The organism is Ignavibacteriales bacterium (genome assembly GCA_026390775.1).
GTDB lineage: Bacteria > Bacteroidota > Ignavibacteria > Ignavibacteriales > Melioribacteraceae > Fen-1258.
Window position 1 is genome coordinate 95,426 of record JAPLFF010000007.1, and the last position, 12,953, is coordinate 108,378.

Here is a 12,953-nt window from a genome sequence, read left to right on the forward strand (position 1 = left end):
TTTTACCCTGTGCTGGTTAGACATTTGTTTTGTTCCCCCGTAAAACGGGGGACATGGTTTAACTACTGAGCCATGGCAATCTAGACCATTGTCATGGCTTTTTTTTAATCGGCAATCATAAATTGTGTACCTCCTAATTTACACCTCCCCCTGTTTCCCCCTCCTTAACTTAAGGAAGGGGACTTAAGGGGGTGGTCGTTATTTCTTGAAGAAAATGATTTTCTTAGTTACGTTATTTTCTTTGATTGTTTTGTATTGAAGTCCAGTTAATTTTCTTAGAGATTCAGAAACAGTCCACAAAGATTCATTCTGAAAGTTCGCAGTAATTTTTTGATTTCTGAATGATTTATCCTGCAACTCGAATTTCACTCCATAAATCCGTTCTAACTTAACTAGTACATTTGCAAAAGGTTCTTTGCGGAAAACAAGTTTGTTCTCTTTCCATCCGGTAGCTTCTTGCAAATCAAATTGTTCAACTGTGCCTATCTCTCTTTCTTTATTGTACACTAACTGCTGATCGGGTTGAAGCATTACAATATTTTCTACGGCTCCAGCTTCTTCTTTAGAGACTTTAACACTACCCTCTACAAGAGAGACGGCAATATTTTTTTCATTGGGGAATGCACTCACATTAAATTTTGTGCCGAGAACTGTTGTGGAAATATTTCCGGAGTGAACTATAAATGGTTTGGAAGAATCATGTTTAACTTCAAAATACGCTTCACCTTCCAAATAAATATCTCTTGTACCGTTTGTAAAGTGAGTCGGGTATTTTAGTTTGCTGTCTGCATTAAGTGTAATAGTTGAACCATCTGATAAAGTTGCTAAATATTTTTCGCCCATAATTGTATGTTTTTCATTCCAAGCAATTACTGCCGGTTTTTGTTTGAAGACGCCGGAGATATACAGCGTTCCAGTAACAAGAACTATAAAGAATGCTATTGATGCGGCATATTTTAGAAGTGCCGGGTTGAATAATAATTTTCTCTTTGGTTGGTTCTTCTTCTGATCAAATGAGAATGAGGGTTCTTCCATTTGAATTTTTTGAGTCAGCTTTTCGAAACCGCTTTCAATATTAAACTCTGTTTCTGGCTTTGCCGCACGGGCTTTTTCCCATTCGTTTTTCAAATGAGTAAACAGATTATAATATTCATCTTGTTCGAGATAATTATATAAGCTCGCTCTTTCTTCATTTGATGCTTCTTTGGACAAATATTTTGCCGCTAATTCTAAAAATCTTTCTTCGGACATGGCTTTCACTTTTTTAAGTTTTCTTTGGTTTCTTTAATTATAAGACAATAAAAAGACGGGATACCTACTACTCACAACAACTTAAATTTAGAAGAGTTTTCTTATGCGGGGCAATTGATCGGCGATATATTTAATAGCTTTTACCATTTGGTTTTGAACCGTATTTACTGAAATTGAAAGAATTTCAGCGATTTCCTTATAGCTTAATCCATCAATACGGTTCATTCTAAAAATTAATCCCCTTCTTTCAGGCAGTTCCTTTAAGAGTAGATCAATTTTATCTTCTAAATTTTGCTGAAGTATAGATTGATCGGCAGTCTGGTCTGAAGCAACAAGATGCAGATTGGTGGAATCCGTATTTTGAGAATATCTTTTTTCCTGCTTGAGATAATTAATAGATTGGTTTTTAACTGCAGTGTACAGATATGATCTAAAATTTGTTTTGATATTTATGGTTTTTCGTTTCAGCCAGATATTTGTGAACACATCAGAAACACTTTCTTCACACAGCTCGTTTGATTTTAGAATTTGGAAAGAGAAAAAACATAATGGTTCAAAATATCTTTCGAATAAAATCCGCAATGCAACAGAATCATTCTGCTTGATCCGGTCGAGCAGTTCAATATCAGTTATATTTTTTTCGGTAAACATTTGATATTATTACAATTAGCTTTATGAATGTTTTTATCAAACTACAAAAAAAAAAAGTAAATAGGATGGATAAATAATTTCAATAAAATGTAGAGACGGGATAGCATGCACTGAGTTCGCGAAGTGTCCCGTCTCGCTTGTAATTGAGACGCCATAAATGGAGTCTTTACAATTTTATTTCTTCTTATGTTAGCTCACAGATCAGTTTTATTAGTAATCAATCGAATTCCATTTCTTTTTGTTATATATAACCAAATCCACTCAGCTAAAACTTTGTAGCGGTTACGAAAACCTATCAAATATAAAATGTGAACGAATACCCATGCCAGCCATGCAATTAATCCCGATGCTTTTAGATTCCCAATCTGCATAATTGCTTTTGCTCTTCCTATTGTTGCCAAATTTCCTTTATCAAAATATTTGAACGGATTTCTTTTTTCTTTTGGAATTTGTTTAGCAATAATTTTTGCGATAAAATTTCCTTGCTGAATAGCAACAGGACAAACTCCCGGCAACTGTTTACCGTTTTTATCATAGCACAATGCTGCATCGCCGATAACAAATATTTCCGGATGATCTTTAACACTGCAATCTTTTTCTACAATAACTCTCCCATAGCGATCAAGTTCAGTATTAAGAGATTTCAGTATTGGTGAGATTGTATTACCGGCTGCCCAAATTACATTTTGAGTTTCAATAAATTCATTTTCGAGTTTAACACCTGAAAAATTTATTTCAGTTACTTTTGAGTTTAATTTTACAATTACACCAAGCTCTTCTAGAAGTATTTTACCTTTTCCGTTCAGAGGTTCATCGTAAATCCCTAAAATTTTATTTGATGCTTCCACAAGAATTATTTTTGTTTTTGCCGGATCAATTTTTCTGAAATCCTTCATCATAGTATTTCTTGCTATCTCAGCAATTGCCCCGGCTAATTCAACTCCTGTTGGTCCACCGCCTACTATCACAAAAGTTAAATGCTTTTGAACTTCTATCGGGTCATTCGATCTCTCGGCTTTTTCAAACGACAATAGCATTTTTTCGCGCAGCGTAAGTGCATCACTCATAGTTTTCAAACCCGGTGCAAATTTTTCCCATTCATCTTTACCGAAATAAGAATGACGAGAACCGATTGCTGCAATTAAATAATCATAATCGAACTCGTCATCGTGCAAAAATATTTTTCGCCTCTGTGTATCTATATTAATTACTTCTCCCATTATCACTCTAACATTTTCTTGCTTGCGGAGTATTGCGCGGATAGGCGCAGCAATATCAGCAGGTGAAAGTGCCGCAGAAGCAACTTGGTAAAGCAATGGCTGAAAGAGATGATGATTGGTTTTATCTATCAGAGTTATTTCTACATCGGCATTTTTAAGTTCTTTGGCAGCGGTCAATCCGCCAAATCCCCCGCCGATTATTACAACTTTCTTTTTCATTTTTTTGTTATTCTGAAATCCCCGATCTATCGGTATGAAGAATCTCTAACTAAATTTAAGAATAAAACAATCGTTAAAATAGAATAGTTCGAAGAATGATTGTAATATAAAGAAAGGTCACATAAGATTTTATTCTTAAATGACCTTGGAAAGTGGCCTATTAATTTGATTTTTTTGTAGAGACGGGATAGCCTGCACAGAGTTTGCGAGGTGTACCGTCTCTTTTTTTGATACTTTATTAATAAAATCATTTTTTTATTATTTCATCAAAACAAATTTTTTCGTTTGGGAAAATTCTTTCGTTGTAATTCTGTAAAAGTAAACACCGCTTGGTAAATTTTTCCCATCAAATATTGCTTCATAACTGCCGGACTGCATTTCTTTATCAACAAGCTTTTCTAATTCTCTTCCCAGAATATCATAAACAATGAGTTTAACGTGAGTCTGTTTTGGAATGTCATATCTAATTTTTGTAGTTGGGTTGAAAGGATTAGGGTAATTTTGAGATAGAGAATATCTCGTTGGGACATTTGAATTATTCTCAATACTGGTTGGAATATTAAAGAAATCATTATAAGCTTGTTGCGCATCTAAATCATATTGCTTAAGCAAAATGATAGCACTAAATCTATCGACCCCGGTAGTAGCTCCGGCACACATCTCACTTACAATAACTTCCTGGGTATCACCATAAGCCATTGTGAATGGACCGGAAGCCATACCGCCACGTCTGTCTCCTGGCGGGCGCAACTGGCCGTCAATCCAACCTGAACCGGTTACCGGGTCGCCGGCAAGCGGGTACATTGTTACTTTGCCTGTATTTGGATCGGTAAACGGTTGACCGGTAATTGATACTCTGCTACGGAATAAATTATACCATTCCAATGTACCGGTATTATAATTTGCACCTACCGGATCGGCATAAACTGCATCACTACTAATACAGAAATAAAATCCGGTCATTGGCAAATTTTTAAATCCATTTACATATTTTCCTTTAAAGATTGCTCTGTCTGTTACAGCACCAGGTACTTTTGGACCCTGTAAGAAGTCAAAGCCGGTAGCTGGTGGAGGAAGCGGATTATAAACAGAATCCACAGCTTTACCGTTGTAGAAATACATCATGCTCAATGTGGAATCGCAGCCAACGTAGTCATCGGATGCATCGCCAATATCAACGTCTGACCACATACTAACATACATTTCCGTAAATGGTTTTTGGCTTGCGTTTTTATTGATGATAGTATACTTTCTAAAGAACATATTACCAAGTGCGCCGGTTTGATTGTATGCCCAAATAGTAACTTGTTCTTCTATGCCTAATGGTATAGAACCAGACATACTGCTAACTGCAGTAGGATTTAAATCATTACAAACAAACCAAATTGTTTGATCGGCGCCGGGAACTCCCGGTATGTCAACATTAGGATTATATTTACCATCACCATTTACATCTTTGTATGGTGCACCTTGATTGAAAGGATCATTAGGGTCTGCAGGATTTGTTCTTGCTGCCGGCCAATTTTGCCAATCCAAAGCATACTGAGCTTTAATTTGCGGTGTGGTTCCTTCGCCATTATTTATTTCGGAACTAAAATCTGCATTAGGATCTTTGTAATCTCTTCTTACTCTATAAATACGAACATCTGTAGCATTAGGATTTGCTGCAGTTCCATTTGGTAAAATTCTTCCCGGAACAGTTCCTGACCAGTATGTAGAACCGCCAACTTCAAATTGATTGTCTAATCTAGCACCCCAAAGAAAGCCGGATTGGAAAGCAGCTGTTTTACCGCTTCCTTTAGGATATACTAAACCGGCATTATTCTGCTGGTTGATATCCGATGAACCGGTGTTTTGGAACCAGGAAGAAATATTATTGATATTAATGTGAGTCAATGGAGGTACTCCAAGTGTACTACTTGGAGAAAACTTTTTGTTACCGTCTTTAGCGAATACTAATACACTGAGTAAAAAAGTAAATACGATTAATTTTTTCATTTTGTTTCTCCTTATCAAAATATTATTTCATTAAAATTATTTTAGAAGATTTTACAAATCCTTTTGTCTCTATTCTATAAAAATAAATCCGGCTTGGTGATTTTCTAACCTTAAAAATAATTTTATCATTACAGTGATATTTTTTCATACAAACAAGTTCATAATTTCAGTATTAATTTTATTCCACATATTTTCTCACAAAGTCTTTAAAAGTTTCAATGTTTATTTCTTCACCATTCAACGTTACACTGCTTACATAATTATCCGCATAACCCTTGGCAAAAATTGTATGAACATCTATTAAATTAATTATTATTATTTCTTCGAAGTGGTAGTCGGGTTTGCTTTGGAAGATGAATATCAGATAAATTTTTTTCTTTTTCTAAATGCACTTAAGAACTTTCCCCATGTTCTATACGTAACTTAAATAAAACCCCAACTATTCAAAAGCATTTTTTCTCTATATGAGGTTATCTCAAAAGCCATGGAATTGCCATTGCGAGGACGGGTGCTGAGCTTGTCGAAGAAGAACGGCGAAGCATTCCCGCCAAAAACAACGCAGGACAAGTTTTAGTTTTTGATTTGTAATTTAAATCGTTTCGTTACTCTCGCGATGACAACTGTGCTTTTTGGACAACTTAATTTATACGAATTAGAAATCTGGACTACTAGTTATTAATTACCTTCTACCCGAATACAAACCGCCCGACTTGGTAACTTTAATATCCTGAAGTTCAGACGCTTTCAGACGAATCTCAAAACGGAAACCACTGTATGTTCCAAGCGGATTCCAATTGAAATTCATTTCCCAGCAATGAAGATCTCTGTAAACAGTTATTTGCGGAGCTGAAACTTGTTTGGTTTCAAAATCGTAACTGCCGCGTACTGTAAATTTCCAATTCTTTGTTAAGCTAAATCCAAGATCGGCACTTAGGTTTGAAAATGACTGCGACTGATTGGGTGTTGGTTTAGAAAAATTATAATTGTAACTCAAACTTAAATTCCATGGAATAGTTAAGTCCGGTGATTGTTCCTCATCGTACAGACCGATGTAATCTTTTTTTGCAAATACGTTAAACCCTTCATCTTTTTGTTCTTTTTTCTGTTTGTTGGTTTCAACAGGTTTAAGTTTTTCACCGCTTAGCGAAGTTGATATGGAAAAATTAAAATTAGTTAAACGCAGTAATCCTTTTCCGTTTGATACTAAATATTGATTCATTCTTTGGTAGGTGTCATTACCGCTTACATCCTTTCCTACAACTCTGTAATCATAAAATGTATAAGAAGATGAACCGGAGAAACTTAATAGATCACCGATCTGTGTTCTGTAACTTAAATTCAGGTCGGAAAGCTTCATGCTATCGGCAGCAAAGTTATAACCGATACTTGCATTCAAGTTTAGCAGTTGAATTTTCTTTTGTTCTTTTACTGTATCGGTAGCGCTCTTCGCCATTTTCATTTCAAAAATATTGCCTAAAGAAAAACTTAAACTTTGTGATTGACCTGATGACACACCGCCAAAAACTTCTCCGCTGTATTTATCATAACGTACAACTTCACCGTTAGATTTTGTATATGAATCATAATAGCCCCAAGCATCCTTAGCAAAATCCGGTTGGTAATTGTATGAAATGGACGGAAGAATCGTTTGTCGGAAAGATTCAATTCCCAAAATATTAGGATTGAAAACTCCGTACAATTTTGTTGATGCGGAAACATTCATATTAAAAGTACGGACAAAATTTAAAACATTAATTGTTGATTCTATTGTTGTATCTCTTGAGGTTTTTACTCCGGTCAAAGGATCGATCGTTTCAATAACTTTATTTTCCTTTTCCATGCGTTTATTATACCATTTTTCGGTGTAATTAAAACTTGGTGAGACATTGAAGTAGCCAAGCTTTGGAGATGCACTAACTGAAATGTTATGTTGAAATCCCGCACGAACATCTAAATTACCTTCAGTCGTTCTTCTATTATTTGTGAACTGACCTGAATAGCTATAACCGATTAGTTCATACCACTTCTGATCATTTAATGATTCAACATTTTCACGCTTGAACGGATAAGTCATTGACTTGCTGAAATTGGTATTGGGAAGCGACTCATTGATATTTCCACTGGTAAGATTTTGTGTTCTACTATAATTGATTGATAAACTTGCGCCGGATTCATCCCATATCTTACTAAACGTTGCATTGGAAGTAATATCTTGTGAAAGAATGTCGTTGTAGTTTATACTGTTATTTTTTAAAAAGTCGGATGATAAGAATTGCAGATTTACATCGAGCCGGGTTGATGGATTGATCTGCTGATTATGAAACCATGAAAGATTCCAATCGGTTCTTTCTTCTCTACCCGGATCGTTTGTTTCTCCTAAATTAATTTTGGAATAACCGGCATTCACTGTTCCGGAAAAATTATAACGTTCCATATAACGAAATCTCGATCGGGCGCCCCATCCGCCTTTCGAATAATAATCTCCTGTGAGAGCCAAATCCATATAATCATTCATTGATAAGAAGTAACCGAAATTTCTGAAATATTGCCCACGGTTGTTTTCTTGTCCGTAAGCGGGAATAATTATTCCCGATCGTCTTCCGGTTTCATTCGGGAAGACAGCAAAAGGTAAAGGAATTGGAAACGGAACGCCGCCGATATACATAAATATCCATCGTGCAACAATCTTATCTTTTTGGATTACCTTCATTTCGCTTGCTGCAAAATAAGTATGCGGTGTATCGGAATCGCAAGTAGTAAATGTTCCGTTCTTAATAAAGTATGTGTCCTTATCAACTTTATTTACTCCTTCTCCGGCGTAAGTTTGTCCTTTATCCTTATTCTTTGCAAGAGAGATATACCCGCGCTGATTCTTAAAATTATATTTAATTCTTTCGCCTTCATAAGTTTCAGCGCCTTCGGTTAATCTCGGTGTCTGTTTCAATTTTACTTTTGCTGTGTCGGATGTGTCAATAGCGCCGAATGCTTCAAGTTCATTTGTGTTGTAATCAACAAAGATTTTTGCACTCTTTAGATTGGTAGTTTTGTATTTCAGTTCTCCCGATCCGTACAAAAACATTTTTTTCTTTTTTACATCGAAGATCAGTGAATCGGAAGCGTTTGCAAAAACAATTGCATCTACATCATATTTCTTTTTTGATTTTGTGGAATCGGAATGCGAAAGTGAATCAACTGCATTTTTTTCCAATGATGTTGAATCTTTCTGCTGTGCAAAGAGAGATGAACAGAACAAAATTATTAATATGGATATTAAATACTTCATCGTTCCCGATATTTCTTCTAAACTTCACTGGAAAAATTAAGGTTTATAAAACACAAGAGCCGATGCACCTTTGATACCGGCGTTGTTCTTCAGCTTAGCCGGTTTTACAACTATCTGTTCCTTCGATGGCTTTATCACTCTCTCTTTTATGGAGTATGTGATTGTATCAAATAATAATTTGCCAAACCCGGCTACACCTCCGCCGATTACGATAGTTGATATATCAAGAACATTTACAATTGATGCTAAAACATATCCAAGTTTTAAACCGCAATCCACAATAATTGATCTGGCAAAATCGTCCCCGTCTTCCGCCGCTTGATGGATTAACTGAGGTGTAAGAAGATTTAGATCATTATTGGTAAGTCTAATAAGCAAAGAATCTTTTCTGCTTTGCAATTGTTTTTTTACACGATCAATTAAATAATTATTTCCGATGTATGATTCGATACAACCGAAAGATCCGCATTTACATTGAGGTCCCTTATAATCAATTGTAACATGTCCAATCTCACCGGCTCCGCCGGTTTCCCCTCGATAAATTTTTTTATTTATGATAATTCCACCGCCGACACCGGTACCGAGAGTAATCATTATAAAATTTTCAAATTTTTCCCCGGCTCCGTAAATCATTTCTCCTATAGCCGCAGCGTTTGCATCGTTCTCAACGTAAATATCGCAATCAAATTTTTCTTTTATTGCATTGCCCAAATGTACTTTACCCCAATTAGGAAAGTTGGGCGGATTTTCAACAGTCCCCTTTTTTAATTTTACTGCACCCGGTGCACCAATTCCAATTCCAAGTATTTTATCATTTTTTTTATTTGTGATTAGTCTAATTCCTTTTACGATCTGCTCGATCACTGCTTTGGGACCATTAGAAGCGCAGCTATCAAGTGAAACTTTCTTAAAAATCTTTCCTTTCGAATCCACCAGGCCAATCTTGATTGATGTTCCACCAAGATCAACTCCAACAGCATATTTTTTTTTAAGCATTAATTTCCCTAATTGAATGATCTATCAACAATAGTAATTTCATCCGGGTATTCTAATTTACCAAACGGAGTACCCAAAACCGGTTTGGCAATCATCTTTAAGTTCGATGTTGAACCGTGAACTCCGCCAACTTGCAACAGCAGAAGAAGAATATCGTCCATACTTTTTTCCTTAAATAATTTTGCTACATCAAATTCAATTTTGATTGGGATAATAACCGATTCTCCTTTACCAGGAACGAAAACCGGTTCAGCGATATTTCCCTGAACAATTTCTTTTTCATTTAAGTATAATCTCCATGGGAATGATGCAATGTTTAGATCTGTTCTTGCAAAACCACCGTTGCCGTCATTTGGATTTTTCGCTTCAACATTCAATAAAAATGTCAACGGCAGATTTCCTCTAACAAGTCCGGCTGTAATTTTTAATAATTCAATCGAATTAAAATCTTTCAAGGATTTTTTGTCAGCGATTGTGATTCCGATAATTTTGTAATCGGTTGCGGAATAAATTTTAAATTTCAAACGTGAAATGTTTGAAATAGTTTGATATACACTGCAGCTTGAAAATATTGAGGACAATACCAAAAATAGAATTAACCGTTGAAACGGTTTTAATATCGCTGTGCTTTTTTTATTTAACATCGTTCAACTAACTGGGAAAATTTTTGCATTCTTAATGGACTCTTCAATTTTAGAAATGATCATCTCGGCAACTCTTAAAGCTTTTAATCCGTCTTTACCGCTTACAATCGGTGTTCCGCCTTTTACAATCGCATCAATGAATAGTTCTAATTCAAGTTTGAGTGCGTTCACTTCCTTAAATTTTGGTTGTTCATATGCAACGATCTTCCTTTTATCTCCAATGCCAATCTCGCCAAATGTTTTAAAAAGGCCTTTTGGTTTTTGATCCGGCGGTAATAATCTAAATACTTCTGAAACACCAGTAATGAAATCCAGAGAAATGTAAGCGTCGCGCTGAAACATTCTCATCTTTCTCATTTTCTTCTGAGAAATTCTGCTTGCAGTTACATTTGCAATTGCACCGTTCTCAAATTCTATACGGGCATTTGCAATATCAAGAGTATCGGAAACTACCGGTACACCGCTTGCACTTACACTTTTTACATCGCTCTTTATAAGACTGAGAATTATATCAATGTCGTGAATCATTAAATCCAGAACAACCGCAACATCAGTACCGCGTGGATTAAATTGAGCAAGACGATCAGTTTGCACAAACAATGGATCGAGATGATATTTCTCAAGAGATATTAGCGCGGGATTGAACCGTTCAATGTGTCCGACTTGCAAAATTAATTTTTTCTCTTCAGCAATTTTGATAAGTTCTTCCGCTTCCCAGATGTGTGCAGTTATCGGCTTTTCTACAAAAACATGTTTGTTTTTTTCGAACGCAAGTTTAACTAATTCATAATGGGCGCTTGTTGTTGCAACTATATCAACTGCATCAACTTCATTCAATAACTTATCCAAATCTTGAAATGCTTTTACTTTGAATTCACCGGCAACTTGTTTAGCACGTTCCAAATCTCTGTCATAAATTCCTATCAGTTCACAATTAGCAACTTCCTTAAAAAGTTTTGTATGGATTTTACCGAGATGGCCTGTTCCTATCACACCTACTTTAATTTTGCTCATAACGCTCCGCTCATAATCTTTTTGTAACCTATAATTTTATCATAACCGCCTTTCTCTTCAGATTTATAAAAGAGAAAGATTGAATAATCATTCTGTGTCTCCCAAAAATTTCCTTCAAGAATTTCCCATTCGATATTTTCAATTTTATTATTTATAAAATCACCCGTAACATATTGATAATCATAAATGCCGCGCTTTAGCCGCACCGGAAGATTCATTAAACCGTTATCGTCAAACATTTCGTAATCCGGAGAAACAGTCCAATCATTGAATGCACCGACCAAATAAATTGGTGACTTAATATTTTCCGGTGGACGTAATTTGAAAACAACGTTCATGTAATCTGCATTTTCATTTTTATAAGTTAAGAGTAGTGATCCGCCGTTGAAATCTCTTCTGCCTTTTGTAAAAAAGTTTGAAGTTTCAATGTCACCGAACTTTGCGTTGACAGTTGGGGAATTGTATTTCCCTATATCGCGTGTATCTATTTGGCGGTATTCATTTCCGGGTCTGATGTTCCGTGCAGTGAATGAAAATTTATTGGATGCGTTCCATTCATAAAATCTATCTATTGTATATGAATTACGATCAATTATTATCGGATAATTAAATTTTCTGTTTGCAATTATTTCAACATGCATAACATTTGCCGGAAAAAGTGAATCAGGCAAAGTAAAACCAGCGCTGATTGCGAACGTCCTGCTTAATGCGGCAAGATCCGGTAGATCACCTTCACTGCCTTCTTTAGAAAGTTGTACGTTTAATTTTACTTCCGGTTTAACAACATAAAATTTTCCAGATCCGTAAATCAAATCTCTGTTTTGAGTATCAACTAAATAAAATCTCCACTTACCGGAAAAAGGGAAAATAACATTATTGTTCGGGAACGTTCCCGAATAATGAAATCTTGCACCTCGTACTGTTGAAGGTAAATGATCGAACAGTAAATTATGCTCGGTGTTATACATCGGATTGGTTAAGAAGGCGTTGTCGTACGGATTCCATTGAGAATCGCAAAACCTAAACTCTACATTAATATTTGGTATGAATTGCGATTGGACATCAAACTCGATTGTAATTCCTTTATGCGCAGGATCGGATAAATCAATAATAGGAAATTCTCTTTGATCTTCTGATGAATATACGCGAAGACTTTTTATCTCAATGTTTTGGGCAGATGATAATTGCTGAGAAAACAAAAAAATAAAAATGAGAAACAAAATTTTGGCTTTTAAGTAGTTCAGAATATTTCTACACATTTTATCGAGTTATAAGGAACAAATACTTTAAATGATTTCTCATCACGGTTTGAATCAAGCAAAAGTCCGTCATCAAAAGCTTGAGCTAAAGTGCCGGTCTTAAAGACGATTTCGTAAAATGTCGGATGTTCCCCTTTTTCTTTGCCGTAAACAACTCCGTAATTTTCCATCATTGTAATGTTCATTGATTTACCAACGAATTGATTCCAATCCAATTTCATATTTGTCTTCCTTTTAGTTGATTGGATTAATTTAGTTTTCAAATACAATCAAAAAGTAGTCAAAAACGAATTCTTTTACAATTGAGTAAAGTTGGACTTTCTAAGTTGGTAGGAAATAATTGGGAAGTAATATGATCAAGAACAAGATCACGATCAAGAATTATAACTCTTGTTCATGATCTTGCTCATGCTCTTGA

Annotated in this window: 10 protein-coding genes; all 10 read right to left on the reverse strand. The window is 35.4% G+C overall.

Annotated features, from left to right (window positions below):
- Window positions 1-198: 198 nt before the first annotated feature.
- The 10 genes from NTZ27_05630 to NTZ27_05675 all read right to left on the reverse strand — a co-directional run bounded on the left by NTZ27_05630 (window position 199) and on the right by NTZ27_05675 (window position 12,756).
- On the reverse strand, window positions 199-1,251 hold the full coding sequence (locus NTZ27_05630) for a FecR domain-containing protein (GenBank protein ID MCX6174213.1): 1,053 nt from the start codon (window positions 1,249-1,251) through the stop codon (window positions 199-201).
- Window positions 1,252-1,338: 87 nt separating this feature from the next.
- The gene (locus NTZ27_05635; GenBank protein ID MCX6174214.1) at window positions 1,339-1,902 is read right to left on the reverse strand and encodes an RNA polymerase sigma-70 factor; all 564 of its coding nucleotides are present in this window, start codon (window positions 1,900-1,902) and stop codon (window positions 1,339-1,341) included.
- A 194-nt stretch (window positions 1,903-2,096) separates the two neighbouring features.
- Window positions 2,097-3,341 (reverse strand): NAD(P)/FAD-dependent oxidoreductase, encoded by a 1,245-nt coding sequence (locus NTZ27_05640; protein ID MCX6174215.1) that lies wholly within the window; start codon window positions 3,339-3,341, stop codon window positions 2,097-2,099.
- 258 nt (window positions 3,342-3,599) lie between these two features.
- Complete coding sequence (locus NTZ27_05645) at window positions 3,600-5,339, reverse strand: T9SS type A sorting domain-containing protein (GenBank protein MCX6174216.1); 1,740 nt, start codon at window positions 5,337-5,339, stop codon at window positions 3,600-3,602.
- Window positions 5,340-6,018: 679 nt separating this feature from the next.
- Window positions 6,019-8,622, reverse strand: a complete 2,604-nt coding sequence (locus NTZ27_05650; GenBank protein ID MCX6174217.1) for a putative LPS assembly protein LptD — start codon at window positions 8,620-8,622, stop codon at window positions 6,019-6,021.
- A 36-nt stretch (window positions 8,623-8,658) separates the two neighbouring features.
- Window positions 8,659-9,618 carry an ROK family protein gene (locus NTZ27_05655; protein ID MCX6174218.1) on the reverse strand — a complete coding sequence of 320 codons (960 nt, stop codon included), beginning with the start codon at window positions 9,616-9,618 and terminating at the stop codon, window positions 8,659-8,661.
- Window positions 9,619-9,626: 8 nt separating this feature from the next.
- The gene (locus tag NTZ27_05660) at window positions 9,627-10,262 is read right to left on the reverse strand and encodes a hypothetical protein (protein ID MCX6174219.1); all 636 of its coding nucleotides are present in this window, start codon (window positions 10,260-10,262) and stop codon (window positions 9,627-9,629) included.
- Between the two features lie 3 nt (window positions 10,263-10,265).
- The gene (locus tag NTZ27_05665; protein ID MCX6174220.1) at window positions 10,266-11,276 is read right to left on the reverse strand and encodes a Gfo/Idh/MocA family oxidoreductase; all 1,011 of its coding nucleotides are present in this window, start codon (window positions 11,274-11,276) and stop codon (window positions 10,266-10,268) included.
- Window positions 11,273-12,535 carry a DUF5103 domain-containing protein gene (locus tag NTZ27_05670; GenBank protein MCX6174221.1) on the reverse strand — a complete coding sequence of 421 codons (1,263 nt, stop codon included), beginning with the start codon at window positions 12,533-12,535 and terminating at the stop codon, window positions 11,273-11,275. Before NTZ27_05670 ends, NTZ27_05665 begins: the two co-directional genes overlap by 4 nt.
- Window positions 12,517-12,756 (reverse strand): hypothetical protein, encoded by a 240-nt coding sequence (locus tag NTZ27_05675; GenBank protein MCX6174222.1) that lies wholly within the window; start codon window positions 12,754-12,756, stop codon window positions 12,517-12,519. Before NTZ27_05675 ends, NTZ27_05670 begins: the two co-directional genes overlap by 19 nt.
- Window positions 12,757-12,953: the final 197 nt, after the last annotated feature.